Source organism: Marinicauda sp. Alg238-R41, assembly GCF_947331485.1.
Lineage (GTDB): Bacteria > Pseudomonadota > Alphaproteobacteria > Caulobacterales > Maricaulaceae > Marinicauda > Marinicauda pacifica.
The window spans coordinates 637,415-653,204 of the sequence record NZ_CAMZOJ010000001.1 but is presented as its reverse complement, the minus strand read 5'-3'; the positions used below and the strand labels follow the sequence as shown (position 1 = coordinate 653,204).

Below are 15,790 nucleotides of genomic sequence, written 5' to 3'. Positions count from 1 at the left end.
CGCAAAAAGCTGCCCCGCCTCGCGGCCGGGCCCCGAACACGGACCGGCAATCACAACCAGGATGGTGACCGGGCGGCCACGCCCGGGACCTGAAAGACCGGCCCGGCACCGGATTCAGATTGCGCCGACACAACGCAGGCGCTTAGGTCGCTCCGGTCCAGGCCGCATTGCGCCTGACGGCATGAACCACGGGGGTGGGGGACTCTTGCAGACCGAGACACGCTTCGACCGCCTGTTCCGTACAGATGCTGGTGAACGCGATGCGTTTGCGCTGGACGGTCCGGCATGCCCGCCACCGCCGCGTCCGGGCGGCACGCTCATCGATGCCATCACAGGACTTGCCATCCGCCTGTCCCTGGCAGCGCTGCTATGGCGGTGGGCAAGGTCGAACGCGCAGACCCCGCGCGACTGGACCGACCTGATGGCGTGGGCCTTGCCGGAAGAGGGCTTCGTCGCGGCTGTGTCGTACTGGCTGCCGGGGGGCGGGGACCAGGCTTTTGCCGCCGCGGCGATCCTTGCAGCGGTGTGTGTGGTCGCGCTTGCCCTCGCGGCAGGACTGCTGACGCGCATCGCCGGATTGCTGACCCTGGCCGGCGCGCTCTGGTATGCGGTGTTCATCCTGCCGGAGGCCTGGACCAGCGCCTTCATCCTTGCCGCTCTGGGCCTCTATCTGCTGCTACGCGGCGGCGGGCCGCTCTCGATCGACTTTGCCACGCTGCGCCTGACCCGGTTTCACTGACCGGCGAGGATCGCCGGGCGTGGCAGCCCTGCCTTGCGTGTGCCACAACACCGTGGTCTGAATGCCGCAAGATCGAACGGCAGATCCGAACCGGGAGAGGTGAGCACCCATGACAATTTACCGCAATGTCGCGACAGTCATGGGAGCGACCGTCCTGCTGCAGATTTCGGTCGGCGTGCTGGGCGTGGCCCTGCCGCTGGCGATGGCCGCGGCGGGCTGGAGCGGGCTCTCGATCGGTTTTGTCGTGGCCGGCTACGCGATCGGCTTCCTGTTCGGCGGCCTGCTTGCACCGCTGGTCATCCAGTCGATCGGGCATATCCGCGCCTACGCGGCCTTTGCCGGAGGCGCGGCCGCACTCACCCTGATGCTGGCCCTGAACAGCGATATGATCTGGTGGCTGATTGCGCGTATCGGCTTCGGCTTCTGTGCCGCGGGCATCTTCGCGGTGGCCGAAAGCTGGCTGGCCGACGCCACGCCCTCCGAAGCGCGCGGCGGAGTCATCTCGATCTATCAGATCCTGGGGCGGGCGGGACTCATCCTCGGACCCTTCCTGATCGCCCTGCCGGGGATCGAGCTGCTGGAGAGCTTCGTGCTCGGCGGCATCTTTCTCGCGCTGGCGCTGATTCCGATCACCGCGACCCGCCGCGGCCAGCCGGCCCTGCCGGCCGGCAACCGGGTGTCGCCCTTCCGCCTGCTCACGATCGCACCGGCCGCAGCCGTTGCCGCGTTCGGGGCCGGGGTGATCAATACCGGCGTGCTGGGATTCGTGCCGATCTGGGCCGAGACCCTGTCGACCACGACCACCGGGTCGGCCGCGCTCGTCATGGCTGTCATCTACGGCGTGTCGATTCTGGTCCAGTGGCCGGCCGGCAAGCTCTCCGACCATGTCGACCGGCGTCTGGTCATGGCCGGGGCCGCCGCGACCGCCGGCCTGTTTGCCGCCATCCTGGCCGTGTTCGTGACCCCCGGACTGTGGCTCGGCGCCGCTCTGGCCGGACTGTGGGGCGGGGCCAGCCTCTCCTATTACGGCATCTCCATCGCCCATGCGGCCGACCGGTCGCGCGCCGAGGAACTGCCCGCCATCGCGTCCGGCATTCTGGTGACCTGGGCGCTCGGGTCGATCGTCGGCCCGATCCTGGCCGGGCTTGCCTATGGCAGCGTGCTGGAAGGGCGCGGTCTCTTCCTGTTTGCCGCCGGGGCCAGCTTCGTGCTGACCGCCGTCCTGCTCTGGCGCAGCCGGGCACGCAAGCCGGTCAGGGAGGCCGAACGCGAGCCCTTCATCAACCTGCTGGCCACCTCGGCCGAGCTGGCCGAGATCGATGCCCATCCCGACACCCAGGACGCCTCACGCGAGAGCGCGGCGTGATCGCCCTCTACATTGCCCTGCCTGCGCTGATCGGCGCAGGCCTCGCGATCGCCATCCGCGCCCGTCTGGCGCGCCTGCGCCTGCTGACCTGGATGGGGGCAGCCCTGATCGGGACCGGCCTGCCGCTGCTGGCCGGTCAGCTGATCAGCCTGGCGCTGAGCGGCACCGCAGACGCACGCATGACCGAGTGCCAGCTCGCCGGCGGAGCCGATTGCGGTCAGGCGACGATGATCATGGTCCTGCCGCTCGTCGCGGGCCTGTCAGCCGGGCTCGGCTGGCTCGCCGGCGCAGTCACCGCCCTGTTATCTCGCCCTTAGCCGCGCCTCACGCGTTGCACCTGCGAAGCCGGGTGTTATAACCGCCCCCGATCGCCTCCCCCACCGGCCGGAAATCCCGGCCCTCGCGTTTTCGCCTTCACCGACTGCGAGAGATTGAACTCCATGAATATTCACGAGCATCAGGCCAAGGCTCTGCTGGTTCGCTTCGGCGCGCCGGTGGCCCAGGGTCATCCCGCCTTCACCGTCGACGAAGCCCGCAAGGCCGCGGAGCAACTGCCCGGCCCGCTCTGGGTCGTCAAATCCCAGATTCACGCCGGCGGCCGCGGCAAGGGCAAGTTCAAGGAACTCGGCCCGGACGCCAAGGGCGGCGTCCGCCTGGCCAAGTCGGTCGACGAGGTCGTCGCCCACGCCAAGGAGATGCTGGGCAACACGCTGGTCACGCACCAGACCGGCCCCGACGGCAAGCAGGTCAACCGCCTCTATATCGAGGACGGCGCGGACATTTCTCGCGAACTTTACCTGTCCCTGCTGGTCAACCGCGAAAGCGGCCAGGTCTCCTTCGTCGTCTCCACCGAGGGCGGCATGGATATCGAGTCGGTCGCCGACGAGACCCCTGAAAAGATCCACACCATCGATATCGATCCGCTGACCGGCGTGACCGATGACGACGCCAACGCCATTGCCGACGCGCTCGAGCTCGGCGAACAGGCCCGCGTCGACATGCTCGATCTGGCCCGCTCGCTCTACGAGGCCTTCACGGCCAAGGACATGAGCATGCTGGAGATCAACCCGCTGATCGTCATGGACAATGGCCGCCTGCGGGTGCTCGACGCCAAGCTCAGCTTCGACGGCAATGCGCTCTTCCGTCACGAGGACGTGCGCGAGCTGCGCGACATGAGCGAAGAGGACGACAAGGAGATCGAGGCGTCCAAGTACGACCTCGCCTACATCGCCCTCGACGGCAATATCGGCTGCATGGTCAACGGCGCGGGCCTTGCCATGGCGACCATGGACATCATCAAGCTGTATGGCGGCGAGCCGGCCAACTTCCTCGATGTCGGCGGTGGCGCCAGCAAGGAGAAGGTCACCGCGGCCTTCAAGATCATTACGGCCGACAAGAACGTGCAGGGCATCCTGGTCAACATCTTCGGCGGCATCATGCGCTGTGACGTGATCGCCGAGGGCGTGGTCGCCGCGGTGAAGGAAGTCGGGCTGAAGGTTCCCCTGGTCGTGCGCCTGGAAGGCACCAATGTCGACAAGGGCAAGAAGATCCTGAACGAGAGCGGTCTGGATATCACGTCCGCCGACGATCTCGACGACGCCGCGAAGAAAATCACCGACGCTGTGAAGAAGGGCTGATTGCCATGTCCGTACTCGTCAACAAAGACACCAAGATCCTCGTCCAGGGTCTGACCGGCAAGACCGGCACCTTCCACACCGAACAGGCCCTGCAATACGCCGGCACCAAGATGGTGGGCGGCGTGCACCCGAAGAAGGGCGGCGAAACCTGGAGCGGCGCGGGCCACGACCTGCCCATCTTTGCCAGCGTCGCCGAAGGCAAGGACAAGACCGGCGCAGATGCGTCCGTGATCTACGTTCCGCCGGCCGGGGCCGCCGACGCCATCATCGAGGCGATCGACGCGCAGATCGGCCTGATCGTGTGCATCACCGAGGGCATTCCCGTGCTCGACATGGTGCGCGTGAAAGCCAAGCTCGAGGGTTCCGGCTCGCGCCTTCTCGGCCCGAACTGCCCCGGCGTCCTGACGCCGGACGAGTGCAAGATCGGCATCATGCCAGGGTCCATCTTCAAGAAGGGCTCCGTCGGCGTGGTCTCGCGCTCGGGCACGCTGACCTATGAAGCGGTGTTCCAGACCACCAATGAGGGCCTGGGTCAGACCACGGCGGTGGGCATTGGCGGCGACCCGGTGAAGGGCACCGAATTCATCGACGTGCTGGAGATGTTCCTGGCCGACGACGAAACCAAATCGCTCATCATGATCGGCGAGATCGGCGGCACGGCCGAAGAGCAGGCCGCGCAATTCCTGAAAGACGAGGCCAAGCGCGGCCGCAAGAAGCCGACTGTCGGCTTCATCGCCGGTCGCACCGCGCCTCCGGGCCGCACGATGGGCCATGCCGGCGCCATCGTCGCCGGTGGCAAGGGCGGCGCCGACGACAAGATCGAGGCCATGAAGTCGGCCGGAATCACCGTGGCCGACAGCCCCGCACGCCTCGGCACGACGCTGAGCGAGCTGCTGAAGGGCTAGGCTCCCGGGCCTCGACCGAACGCCAGGCAAAAGCCCCCGGAGCGCACCGCTCCGGGGGCTTTTTTGTTCGCGCGCGGCGGCTGTCTTGCGCAAAGGACAATCGCCTCGCAATCAAACCTTTATCTTAAGAAACTGGAAAGCCGGGAGGCCTTAGACCGCTAAATTGAACTTGTTCAGTGAAGGAGTGTCTCCGTGGAGAAGATGAGGCTGGAGGCGTTGCGGTCCTACCGTATTCTCGACACAGATCCGCATCCCTCGTTCGACACCCTCACCGAAACGGCCCGGCTGGCCTTCGGTGCGCCGATCGCGTTCATCTCCCTGCTCGACGCGGACCGGCAATGGTTCAAGTCGATCCGGGGGCTCGACATCACGGAGACGGCACGCGCCCATGCGATGTGCGAAACTCCGGTGAGCACGGCGGAGACAATGGTGGTGCCGGACCTGCGCGAGCACGCAAAGCTCAAGGACCATCCGCTGGTGACGGGCAGCCCCAACGTGCGCTTCTATGCGGGCGCGCCCATTGTCGATCACGAGGGTCTGGCGCTCGGCGCAATGTGCGTGATGGACACACGGCCGCGCGATTTCGAGGCGCGAGACATCGCCCTGCTCGAAGGCCTGGCGGTGAACGCCATGACCGCGATCACCGCCCATCACCAGGGCCATCTCCTGCGCGAAGCGGCCCGCAAGCTGACCATGTGCTGCGACGCCGAACCGCTCTTTGCCTGAAGATCGCACACCTTTTGGAACATCATGGTCTTCCCTCGGCGTTGCATGCGGCATAGATGATGGTAAACCCACCAAAGGCGCACTCTCCGCGCGGTTACAATTGCCCTGAAGGGCCGCCATGCCAGACGAACGTTCAGTGACGAACCAGACCTTCCTCGAAACTTCCTTTCTTTTCGGCGGAAATGCCGCCTATATCGAACAGATGGCCGCACGCCATGCCGAAGACCCCGGCTCCGTGCCGGACTCCTGGCGCGCCTTCTTTGAAGAAGTCGGTGACGATGGCGAGGACCAGCGACACGCCGCGGCCGGGCCGAAATGGCGCCGCAGCGACTGGCCGCGTCCCGCCAATGGCGAGCTCGTCTCCGCGCTGGGCGATATCGGACCGGAGATGGCCGCCCTGCCCGACGCGGTCAGCGAGCGCCTCGGCGGCGAAGCCTCTCCCGAACAGATCCGTCAGGCGGTCAAGGATTCCATTTCCGCGATCATGCTGATCCGCGCCTACCGGATGCGCGGACATCTGGCGGCCGATCTCGACCCGCTGCGCCTGTCGAATTTCGGCACGCAGCCCGAGCTCGACCCGAAGACTTACGGTTTCGAATCCGGCGACCTGGACCGCGAAATCTACATCTCCGGCTATCTCGGCCTGGAAAGCGCGACGGTCAAGCAGATCCTCAAAGTACTCAAGCGCACCTATTGCGGGACGTTCGCCGTCGAGTACATGCACATCTCCAACCCGGACGAGAAATCCTGGCTGCAGGAACGTATCGAAGGGCCGGACAAGGAGATCGCCTTCTCCAAGAACGGCAAGCGCGCCATTCTCAGAAAGCTGGTCGAGGCGGAAACCTTCGAACGCTTCCTGCACAAGCGCTATCCGGGCACCAAGCGCTTCGGCATCGATGGCGGCGAGGCCATGGTCCCGGCGCTGGAGCAGATCATCAAGCGCGGCGGCGCGCTCGGCGTCACCGACATGGTGCTCGGCATGCCGCACCGCGGGCGCCTGAACGTGCTCGGCGCGGTGATGGCCAAGCCCTACCACGTCATCTTCAACGAGTTTCAGGGCGGCGATACGCTCGGCGCCGAGTACTCTTCCGGCGACGTTAAATATCACCTCGGCTCCTCGTCCGACCGCGAGTTTGACGGCAATACCGTCCACCTCTCGCTGACGGCCAACCCCTCCCACCTTGAGGCGGTCGACCCGGTCGTGCTCGGCAAGGTCCGCGCCAAGCAGGCCAAGTACCGGCGTCAGTCGGAGGACGATTCCAATACCGCCAGCCGCGTGCTCCCCTTGCTGCTGCACGGCGATGCGGCCTTTGCCGGCCAGGGCATCGTGGCCGAATGCCTGGGCCTGTCCGGTCTGAAGGGGCATCGCACCGGCGGATCCATCCACTTCATCGTGAACAACCAGATCGGGTTTACCACCGACCCGAAGGATTCGCGTTCTTCGCCCTATCCGTCCGACGTCGCCCTGATGGTTCAGGCGCCGATCTTCCACGTCAACGGAGACGATCCCGAAGCGGTGGTGTTCGCGGCCAAGGTCGCGACCGAGTATCGCCAGCTCTTCGGCAAGGACGTGGTCATCGACATGTTCTGCTACCGGCGCTTCGGTCACAACGAGGGCGACGACCCCTCCTTTACCCAGCCGCTGATGTACAACGCGATCAAGGACCACCCGTCCGCGCGTGAGCAATATGCCGAGCGCCTGGTCAAGGAAGACCTGATCTCGGCCGACCAGGTCGATGCCTGGATTTCGGAGTTCGAGGATTTCCTCGATGCCGAATTCGAGAAGGGCAAGGATTACACCCCGTCCAAGGCCGACTGGCTGGACGGTGTCTGGTCCGGTCTGGGCCTGCCCGAGGACGATGAGCGCCGCGGTCAGACGGCTGTCGATACCGAGACGCTGAAGTCGGTCGGGACGTCCATGACGACGATCCCCGACGACGTGAATGTGCACAAGACGCTCAAGCGCGTTCTCGACAACCGCGGCAAGATGATCGAGTCCGGCGAAGGCCTGGACTGGGCGACCGCCGAGCATCTGGCCTTCGGGACGCTTCTCACCGAGGGCTTCCCGGTCCGCCTGTCGGGTCAGGATTCGGGACGCGGGACGTTCTCCCAGCGCCACTCCCATGTCATCGACCAGGACACCGAAGCCAAGTACACCCCGCTCAACCACTTGCAGGAGGAGCAGGCGCGCTACGAGGTGATCGACACCATGCTGTCGGAAGAAGCCGTGCTCGGCTTCGAATACGGCTACTCGCTGTCGGCCCCGAACACGCTGGTGATGTGGGAGGCCCAGTTCGGCGACTTCACCAACGGCGCCCAGGTCATCATCGACCAGTTCATCTCCTCGGGTGAGCGCAAATGGCTGCGCATGTCCGGCCTCGTGATGCTGCTGCCGCACGGCTATGAAGGCCAGGGGCCCGAGCACTCCTCGGCCCGCCTGGAACGCTTCCTCCAGCAATGCGCCGAAGACAACATGCAGGTCGCCAACTGCTCCACGCCGGCGAACTACTTCCACATCCTGCGCCGCCAGATTCACCGCGGCTTCCGCAAGCCGCTGGTCATGATGACGCCGAAGAGCCTTCTGCGTCACAAGCGCTGCGTCAGCCCGCTCTTCGAGTTCGGGCCGGGCTCCTCCTTCCACCGCGTGCTGTGGGACGATGCCGACACGGCGGTGCGCGAGGGCCGCGACGATGTCGCGACCGGGCGGACCGAGACCCGGCTGGTCGAGGACAAGAAGATCCGCCGCGTCGTGATGTGCTCCGGCAAGGTCTATTACGATCTGCTCGAAGCGCGCGAACAGACCGACATCGACGATGTCTACCTGTTGCGCGTCGAGCAATTCTATCCCTTCCCGGCCAAGTCGCTGATCGACGAGCTGAAGCGGTTCAAGAATGCCGACATCGTCTGGTGCCAGGAAGAGCCGCGCAATATGGGCGCCTGGACGTTTGTCGAACCCTATATCGAGTTCTGCCTGGAAAAGGCGGGCAACAAGGTGTCGCGTCCGCGCTATGTTGGCCGTGCGGCGAGCGCCTCGACAGCCACCGGCGTCCTGTCCAAACACCAGGCCCAGCAAAAAGCCCTCATCGACGACGCGCTTGGCAAATAGCCCCGCGCGGTAGCGAAAGAAAGACGAGCTAGAAGCCCATGAGCGATATTACCGTCCCCCAGCTTGGCGAATCCGTATCCGAAGCCACCGTCGGTGAGTGGCAGGTTTCCGAAGGCGATGCGGTGAAGAAGGACGACATTCTCGTCGAACTCGAAACCGACAAAGTCTCCGTGGAAGTGCGCGCCGAAGCCGACGGCACTCTGACGAGCATCGCTGCCAAGGAAGGCGAGACGGTCGAGATCGGGGCCAAGCTCGGCGAACTGGGCTCAGGCGAGGCCAAGGCCTCCCAGCCGAAAGGCGACAAGGGCAACGACAAGAAAGAGGCCAGCGCCTCCAAGGCCTCCGACAACGAGGGCGGCGCTTCCGGCTCCGGAGAGCTGATCGACGCCAAGGTGCCGGTGATGGGCGAAAGCGTCTCCGAGGGGACGGCCGGCGAATGGGCGGTCAAGGTCGGCGACACCGTCGAGAAAGACCAGACCCTGCTCGAGATCGAAACCGACAAGGTTGCCGTCGAGGTGCCGTCTCCCGAGGCTGGCGAGATCGAGGAACTCCTCATCTCCGAAGGCGATTCGGTCGAGCCCGGTCAGGTGATCGCCAGGATCCGCGCCGGCGCCTCGGGCGGCAGCGCGTCGAAGTCCCAATCGAAGGACGAAGGCAAGTCCGCGGACAAGGAACCGGCCAAGGCCATGCCGTCCGCCCAGCGTGTCGCACGCGAGAACGATCTCGACCTGTCCAGGGTCGAAGGCTCGGGCAAGGATGGCCGCGTGACCAAGGGCGACGCCCTCAAGGCGCTGGAGAGCGGCGCGAGCGCGCCGGCAAAGAGCGAGAGCAAGCCGTCTGCACCGCGCGAGCTTGGTGAGCGAGAAGAGCGCGTGAAGATGACGCGCCTGCGCCAGACCATCGCCCGGCGCCTGAAGGAAGCGCAGAACAGCGCGGCCATGCTGACGACCTATAACGAGGCGGACATGAGCGCGATCATGTCCCTGCGCAAACAGGTCCAGGACGATTTCACCAGCAAGCACGGCGTGAAGCTGGGCTTCATGAGCTTCTTTGCAAAGGCCTGTGTGACCGCGCTGCAGGACATCCCGGCCGTGAACGCCGAGATCGACGGCACCGACATCATCTACAAGAACCACTACGACATCGGCGTCGCGGTGGGCACCGACAAGGGCCTTGTCGTGCCGGTCGTGCGCGATTGCGATACCAAGTCGCTCGCGCAGATCGAGAAGGACATCATCGATCTCGGCAAGCGTGCGCGCGACGGCAAGCTGTCCATCGACGACATGCAGGGCGCGACCTTCACCATCTCCAATGGCGGCGTCTACGGCTCGCTGATGAGCTCGCCCATCCTGAACGCGCCCCAATCCGGCATTCTGGGCATGCACAAGATCCAGGAACGCCCCATGGCCATCAATGGCGAGGTCAAGATCCGCCCGATGATGTATCTGGCGCTCTCCTACGATCACCGCATCGTGGACGGCAAGGAAGCGGTGACCTTCCTCGTTCGCGTCAAGGAAAGCCTGGAGAAGCCCGAACGGCTCATCCTCGACATCTAGGTTTCAGGCCCGATTCGCACTCGAAGACGCGCCCGGTTCGTCCGGGCGCGTTTTTTGTTGCCAATCGACAGCCTTTTTGCGCGTAATATAAAAAAACGTCAGGGGAGGACGCGTCATGTCACTTGCAGCGACCGATACGGGAGGCCGCACCAGAGCCCCGGTCTGGTTCTGGGTCATCGCCATTCTGGCCACGCTCTGGAACGCGGTGGGCGTGGTGGACTATGTGATGACGCAGTTCCGCGTCGAGGCCTATATGGCCAGCTTCAGCGAGGAACAGCTCGCCTATTTCTACGGCTTCCCGAGCTGGTTCGTGGCGATCTGGGCGACAGCCGTCTTCGCCGCCTTTATTGCGTCGATCGGATTGCTCGTGCGCAAGCGCTGGGCAGAACCGCTCTTCGGCCTCGCCTTCTTTCTCTTCCTGATCAACGCGGTCTACCAGTACGCCTTCACCGGCGCCTACGCGATGATGGGAGCGGCCGGGCTCACCCTGTCACTCTTCATCGGCGCGTCCCTGCTCGCGCTGTTATGGTTCTCGCGCTGGGCAGGCCAGAAGAAGATACTGCGCTAGCGCCCGCACCCTCGCTCACGATCCGGGCGGAGGACGCCTCTGGGAGCGGTGCCTGAGCGCGAACATCGCCGCCACGAGCGAACCGACGATCGCGCCGGCAAATCCGGCTTCAAAGGCGAGAAAAAGGATGGCGCGAGCGCCCATCGCGCCGCTCAGCGACACGGGCCCCAGGATGAGGGCCATCAGGACCCCCACGATTGCGCCGAGGACCAGCCCCCCTGCGCCGCCGATGAGAATGGCGCGCCAGAGGCTCTTGCGGGCTTGCGATACGGGTTGGCTCATGAGCAGGCCTCCTGTTTCAGCTTGGGCCTTCTCTCCAAGAACTCGCCGGACCGGCCTGGCGTTCCGCCCGCGCTTGGATACGCCGGTGAGTTGACGCGCGCGAGGCCGGGAGTAGGGTGCGCTGCAACACGCCAATTTTGCGCGTCTGCGGTGCGGCCCTTCTCCTCGCCCGCGCGCACTCAGACAAAGGATCTCACTCATGGCCGATCAATACGATGTCGTGATCATCGGGGGTGGCCCCGGCGGCTATAACTGCGCCATTCGCGCCGGTCAGCTCGGTCTGAAAACGGCCTGCATCGAGAAGCGCGAAACGCTGGGCGGAACCTGTCTGAATGTCGGCTGCATCCCCTCCAAGGCGCTCCTCCACGCCAGCGAGCTCTACGAGGGCGCGAAGAAGGACTTTGCCGGCTACGGCATCGAGTTCGACGCGCTCAAGCTCAATCTCGAGCAGATGATGGCCCAGAAGGCCGACGCGGTGAAAGGCCTCACCGACGGCGTCAAATTCCTGCTGAAGAAGAACAAGGTCGACCACCTGACCGGCACCGGCACGATCAAGTCGAAGACCGAGGTCGAGGTGACCGGTCCCGATGGCAAGACCCAGGTGCTGAAGACGAAGAATATCGTCATCGCGACCGGCTCCGAAGTGACGCCCCTGCCGGGTGTCGAGATCGATGAGGAGCGCATCGTCTCCTCCACCGGCGCGCTGGAACTCAAGGAAGTGCCCAAGAAGCTGGTCCTGGTCGGGGCCGGCGTTATCGGTCTGGAGCTCGGCTCGGTCTGGCGGCGCCTCGGCGCCGAGGTCGAGGTGGTCGAATTCCTCGATCACTGCCTGCCCGGCCTCGACAAGGAAGTCTCTAAGGCGGCCCGCAAGCTGTTCGAGAAGCAGGGCCTGAAATTCCATTTCAGCCGCAAGGTCACCGGCGTCGAAAAGCTCAAGACCAAGCTGAAAGTGTCCACCGAGGCGGCCGATGGCGGCGATGCCCAGACGATGGATGCCGACATCGTCATCGTCTGCATCGGGCGGCGGCCCTATACAAAGGGCCTCGGCCTGGAGAATGTCGGCATCGAGCCGGACAAGCGCGGCGTGATCGCCAACGAGCATTTCAGGACCGGCGTCGACAATATCTGGGTCATCGGGGACACCACGACCGGCCCGATGCTGGCCCACAAGGCCGAGGACGAGGGCACGGCCTGCGCCGAGCTCATCGCGGGCAAGGCCGGGCATGTCAATTACGACGCGATCCCGACCGTGGTCTATACCTATCCGGAAATCGCCGGGGTCGGCGCGACGGAGGAACAGCTCAAGGAGTCCGGGCGCGACTACAAGGTGGGCAAATTCCCCTTCCAGGCCAATTCGCGCGGGCGCACGAACCACACCACGGACGGTTTCGTGAAAATCCTCGCCGACGCGAAGACGGACGAAATCCTGGGCGCCCATGTCATCGGACCGAATGGCGGCGAGCTGATCGCCGAACTGGCTCTGGCGATGGAATTCAAGGCCGCCTCCGAGGATGTGGCGCGCACCTGCCACGCTCACCCGACCCTGTCCGAAGCGGTGCGTCAGGCGGCGATGGCGGTCGAAGGCTGGGCCATGCAGATGTAGCCCCTGCAAGACCGACACATAAGTTTTAGATTACAGGGAAGGCAAATCTGCCTAGATCGGTCAGGTAACCGAGGCAGTGAGGAAGGCTGACATCGATGGGTGTTTCCCCGTCAGGGACGCAGTTTGCAGGTCCGGTTGTCGAAACCGGGCGGCTGACCCTGATTGCCTTTGATCCCCATCTGGCCCGGCTGCAGAGCGAGGACCGCGAAGGCTTCTTCGCGGCGCTGGGGGTGAAGTACGAACCCTCCTGGCCGCCCGAGCTGACCACCGCCGAGACCATGGACTGGATGGCGGGACATCTGGAATCCCGTCCCGACAATGCCGGCTGGTATAGCTGGGTCTTCACCATGGATGTGGGGCCCGGCCAGCAGCCGCGCCTTGTCGGCATTGGCGGGTTTCACGGTCCGCCCGGCGATGGCGGCTGTATCGAGATCAGCTATTCCATGCTGCCCAGCTTCCGCGAGCAGGGCCTGGCCACCGAAGCCGTGCTCGGCCTGCTCAGCTGGGCGGAGGCTCAGCCCGGCGTGAGCAAGGTCACCGCCTCGACCCTCACCCATCTCTATGCCGCCCGGCGCGTCCTGGAAAAGGCGGGCTTTTCGCTTGTGGGCGAGCGCGATTCCGGCGAGGGCCGCGTCAGCGACTTTGCCCTTGATCTTCCCGCGTCAGCGGGCTGACGCGCGCAGCGCTAGAACCGGCCTGCGGCCCGCACGCCCGGTGCATATGCCTTGATGCCAAGGGGTTGCGCGCGACGGTTGCACCGCCGTATTTCGCGCTGACACGGCGCGAACGGGCAGGTTAACCTCCTCGCAAATCAGGAGGAGCTCTGATGAAGAACCCGTTCGAAACACCCGAGCGCGCCGCCTTTCGCGACAGCGTCGAACGCTTTGTACGGCGAGAGATCGAACCACATGGCGACGCGTGGGACGAGGCCGGCGACTTCCCCTGGGAGCTGCATGAGAAGGCGGGCGCGCTGGGCCTGTTCGGCTTCGGGATCGACGAGGCCTATGGCGGCCTGGGATTCGACGACGCCTTCATGCGTCTCGAAAGCGGCATTGCGCTGGCCTACGGCGCGCCGGGCGGTGTGAATGCCTCGCTGGGTGCCCGCAACATCATGACCGGCCCGATTGCCGCGCTGGCCAGCGACGCGATCAAGACCGAAGTCCTGCCCGGCATCGTCAGCGGCCGCGAGGGCGGCGCGCTGGCCATGACCGAATCCTCCGGCGGATCTGACCTCTCGCGCCTGACGACGACCGCCCGGCGCGACGGGGATTCGTTTGTCCTGGACGGGGAGAAGACCTTCATTACCGGCGGCATGAAGGCGCGCTGGTTCGTGGTTGGCGCGCGCACCGGGGGCGAGGGGTTTGGCGGCATCTCGCTCTTCCTGGTGGAGGCCGGCACGCCGGGCTTCACCCGCACCGCGCTCGACCGGAAGATGGGCTGGTGGAGCTCTGACACGGCGAGCCTGCATTTCGACGCCGTGCGCGTTCCGGCTCATCACCAGCTTGGCGAGGAGGGCGTGTGCCTGCTCGCCATCATGAATAATTTCAACTATGAGCGCCTCGCCCTCGCGGCCGGCTGCCTGGGCATGGCGCAGCGCTGCTTTGACGACGCGGTCGCGTGGGCGAAACAGCGCGAGACCTTCGGCAAGCCGCTGATCTCCCATCAGGTCATCCGCCACAAGATCGCGGACATGAGCGCGCGTATCGACGCGCTCAGGGCCTATCTTCTGCACATTGCATGGACTCTGAACGAGGGCGAGATCCCGGCCGCCGAGCTTGCCAAGGTGAAATTCACCGCCAGCCAGACCGTAGAATACTGCGCCAGCCAGGCGATGCAGATTCTCGGCGGGGCGGGCTATCTGCGCGGCCAGGCGGTCGAGCGCATCTATCGCGAGGTCAAGGTCATGGCGATTGGCGGCGGTTCGGAAGAGATCATGAAGGACCTCGCCTTCCGGCAGATGCGGCTTTAGCGCCGCGTTAACCGCGTTTGCTAAGCCGTCCTTAGCCCTTGTCTGACAGGCTCGAAACTCCTTGGCAGGCTAGCGGGGCGGCGCACGTGCTCATCCAGAAACCCAACGACCTCAAGCGCCTGGTGCGCGGGGGCTGCTCACCGCGAGTGCTGGATCTGTACGGGCTCCACCAGCGCTTTCCCGACCTGAAGGACTCCCCCAAGCCGTTGTTTCACAACGACCGGCTCAATCGCTGCTTCCTCATCAAGCACAATCTGCGCCGCCACGAGGCGAGCTTCGTCTATTCGCGCCGGCCCATCGTGACCAAGCTCGTCCTGCCGATCGACCGTCACGACCTCACGCTCGGCGCGTTCTGGATGTTTCTGGAAGCGGGCAATTTCGAAGCCCGGCTGGTCGAATTCATGGGCCGTCTCGACGGTCCGGAAGACGATCCGACCCTGAACGAACAATTCATCGACGACATGGAGACGCTCCAGATCCTGTCGCGCAGCCCGTCCTTCGACCCCTATCTGCTGAAGGTCCAGTTCGGCAGCCGCGAAATCGACCCGCGCTTCCTGACGCTGAACACGAACGATGAGTCCCACCTGCGCGCCTTCGTCTTCAAGCACATGGCCGAAATCGGCCAGCTGGCGACGAGCGGCCAGACCTCGCAGAAAAAGTCCGAGCGCCTGGCCAAGGTCCTGTTCGAGGAAACCGAAAGTCAGGCCCGCGACCAGCTGCGCTATGCCCTGCACATGGTGGAGTCCGAGTTCAACGAGGGCATCTATGGCTGGAAGGGCATCCTCTATTATATGTGGTCGGCCGACACGCTGGCGCGCAGCCTGACCCAGCTTCTGACCGATCTGGCGACGCTCGAACGCGAGGACCGGGTCTATCGCCACCGCCCGCTCCAGCGCCCGATCGTCAATATGCGCGAGAGTATCCGCGTGCGCTGGGACGAGCTGAAACAGGCGCGCATGACCTATCTGGAAACGGTCGCGCGCTTCGTGCGCGATGGCGAGCCGCAATCGATGTGCATGCTGCTGCTGCGTGCGCCCGACCTGTTCCGCTCGATCGGCGATCACGTCGCCGCGCTGACCCACCTGACCACCTACTGGACCTACTGGAAGCGCCAGAACCGGCTGGGCCGGGTCACCCATGAGGATGCCTGCCAGCTCCTCCCGAGCCTGTCGAGCGCCATCGCGCGCGAGGACGACGCGGCCCGCGTGGACTGGGCGGAGTTTGCCACCTTCCAGCGTCTGCGCACCGGTTGACGCTCGTCAGCCCGACCCCGCTTTTCCCGACTCTCCCTCTTTCCTGACGCAAGTCAGGACCCAGAGAGCGTGGGCGCCAT

At 65.0% G+C, this 15,790-nt stretch carries 14 protein-coding genes; 13 read left to right on the top strand and 1 reads right to left on the bottom strand.

Annotated features, from left to right (window positions below):
- Positions 1–205 precede the first annotated feature (205 nt).
- The 9 genes from PGP17_RS03035 (at position 206) to PGP17_RS02995 (ending at position 10,603) form a co-directional block, all read left to right on the top strand.
- Entirely contained in the window at positions 206–739 is a 534-nt protein-coding gene (locus PGP17_RS03035; protein ID WP_270374205.1) for a hypothetical protein, read from the top strand.
- A gap of 109 nt (positions 740–848) precedes the next feature.
- Positions 849–2,105: an MFS transporter gene (locus tag PGP17_RS03030; protein ID WP_270374204.1), complete on the top strand. Its 1,257-nt coding sequence runs from the start codon at positions 849–851 to the stop codon at positions 2,103–2,105.
- Positions 2,102–2,422 (top strand): hypothetical protein, encoded by a 321-nt coding sequence (locus PGP17_RS03025; RefSeq protein WP_135945514.1) that lies wholly within the window; start codon positions 2,102–2,104, stop codon positions 2,420–2,422. The genes PGP17_RS03030 and PGP17_RS03025 overlap by 4 nt, the downstream gene beginning before the upstream one ends.
- 123 nt (positions 2,423–2,545) lie before the next feature.
- A complete protein-coding gene (gene sucC, locus PGP17_RS03020; protein ID WP_135945515.1) occupies positions 2,546–3,742 on the top strand; it encodes an ADP-forming succinate--CoA ligase subunit beta in 1,197 nt (398 codons plus the stop codon).
- 5 nt (positions 3,743–3,747) lie between these two features.
- Positions 3,748–4,647: a succinate--CoA ligase subunit alpha gene (gene sucD, locus PGP17_RS03015; protein WP_135945516.1), complete on the top strand. Its 900-nt coding sequence runs from the start codon at positions 3,748–3,750 to the stop codon at positions 4,645–4,647.
- Between the two features lie 201 nt (positions 4,648–4,848).
- The gene (locus tag PGP17_RS03010) at positions 4,849–5,373 is read left to right on the top strand and encodes a GAF domain-containing protein (protein ID WP_270375003.1); all 525 of its coding nucleotides are present in this window, start codon (positions 4,849–4,851) and stop codon (positions 5,371–5,373) included.
- A gap of 118 nt (positions 5,374–5,491) precedes the next feature.
- Positions 5,492–8,479 (top strand): 2-oxoglutarate dehydrogenase E1 component, encoded by a 2,988-nt coding sequence (locus PGP17_RS03005; protein WP_270374203.1) that lies wholly within the window; start codon positions 5,492–5,494, stop codon positions 8,477–8,479.
- Between the two features lie 38 nt (positions 8,480–8,517).
- Entirely contained in the window at positions 8,518–10,035 is a 1,518-nt protein-coding gene (odhB, locus tag PGP17_RS03000; RefSeq protein ID WP_270374202.1) for a 2-oxoglutarate dehydrogenase complex dihydrolipoyllysine-residue succinyltransferase, read from the top strand.
- Between the two features lie 115 nt (positions 10,036–10,150).
- Entirely contained in the window at positions 10,151–10,603 is a 453-nt protein-coding gene (locus PGP17_RS02995; RefSeq protein WP_270374201.1) for a hypothetical protein, read from the top strand.
- A gap of 15 nt (positions 10,604–10,618) precedes the next feature.
- Here the strand turns inward: PGP17_RS02995 and PGP17_RS02990 are convergent, their stop codons facing one another.
- Positions 10,619–10,885 (bottom strand): hypothetical protein, encoded by a 267-nt coding sequence (locus tag PGP17_RS02990; RefSeq protein WP_270374200.1) that lies wholly within the window; start codon positions 10,883–10,885, stop codon positions 10,619–10,621.
- A gap of 199 nt (positions 10,886–11,084) precedes the next feature.
- Here PGP17_RS02990 and lpdA point away from each other — a divergent pair, with 199 nt between their 5' ends.
- The 4 genes from lpdA (at position 11,085) to PGP17_RS02970 (ending at position 15,710) form a co-directional block, all read left to right on the top strand.
- Positions 11,085–12,488 (top strand): dihydrolipoyl dehydrogenase, encoded by a 1,404-nt coding sequence (gene lpdA, locus PGP17_RS02985; RefSeq protein WP_270374199.1) that lies wholly within the window; start codon positions 11,085–11,087, stop codon positions 12,486–12,488.
- A 95-nt stretch (positions 12,489–12,583) separates the two neighbouring features.
- Entirely contained in the window at positions 12,584–13,162 is a 579-nt protein-coding gene (locus tag PGP17_RS02980) for a GNAT family N-acetyltransferase (RefSeq protein WP_270374198.1), read from the top strand.
- A gap of 152 nt (positions 13,163–13,314) precedes the next feature.
- The gene (locus PGP17_RS02975; RefSeq protein ID WP_270374197.1) at positions 13,315–14,457 is read left to right on the top strand and encodes an acyl-CoA dehydrogenase family protein; all 1,143 of its coding nucleotides are present in this window, start codon (positions 13,315–13,317) and stop codon (positions 14,455–14,457) included.
- Between the two features lie 86 nt (positions 14,458–14,543).
- A complete protein-coding gene (locus PGP17_RS02970) occupies positions 14,544–15,710 on the top strand; it encodes a hypothetical protein (RefSeq protein WP_270374196.1) in 1,167 nt (388 codons plus the stop codon).
- The last annotated feature ends 80 nt before the right edge of the window (positions 15,711–15,790 follow it).

Coding starts and splice junctions, on each gene's coding strand:
- odhB (WP_270374202.1), top strand. CDS start 8,518: ATGAGCGATATTACCGTCCCCCAGCTTGGCGAATCCGTATCCGAAGCC.
- PGP17_RS02995 (WP_270374201.1), top strand. CDS start 10,151: ATGTCACTTGCAGCGACCGATACGGGAGGCCGCACCAGAGCCCCGGTC.
- PGP17_RS02980 (WP_270374198.1), top strand. CDS start 12,584: ATGGGTGTTTCCCCGTCAGGGACGCAGTTTGCAGGTCCGGTTGTCGAA.
- PGP17_RS02975 (WP_270374197.1), top strand. CDS start 13,315: ATGAAGAACCCGTTCGAAACACCCGAGCGCGCCGCCTTTCGCGACAGC.
- sucC (WP_135945515.1), top strand. CDS start 2,546: ATGAATATTCACGAGCATCAGGCCAAGGCTCTGCTGGTTCGCTTCGGC.
- sucD (WP_135945516.1), top strand. CDS start 3,748: ATGTCCGTACTCGTCAACAAAGACACCAAGATCCTCGTCCAGGGTCTG.
- PGP17_RS02990 (WP_270374200.1), bottom strand. CDS start 10,885: ATGAGCCAACCCGTATCGCAAGCCCGCAAGAGCCTCTGGCGCGCCATT.
- PGP17_RS03005 (WP_270374203.1), top strand. CDS start 5,492: ATGCCAGACGAACGTTCAGTGACGAACCAGACCTTCCTCGAAACTTCC.
- PGP17_RS03010 (WP_270375003.1), top strand. CDS start 4,849: ATGAGGCTGGAGGCGTTGCGGTCCTACCGTATTCTCGACACAGATCCG.
- PGP17_RS03030 (WP_270374204.1), top strand. CDS start 849: ATGACAATTTACCGCAATGTCGCGACAGTCATGGGAGCGACCGTCCTG.
- lpdA (WP_270374199.1), top strand. CDS start 11,085: ATGGCCGATCAATACGATGTCGTGATCATCGGGGGTGGCCCCGGCGGC.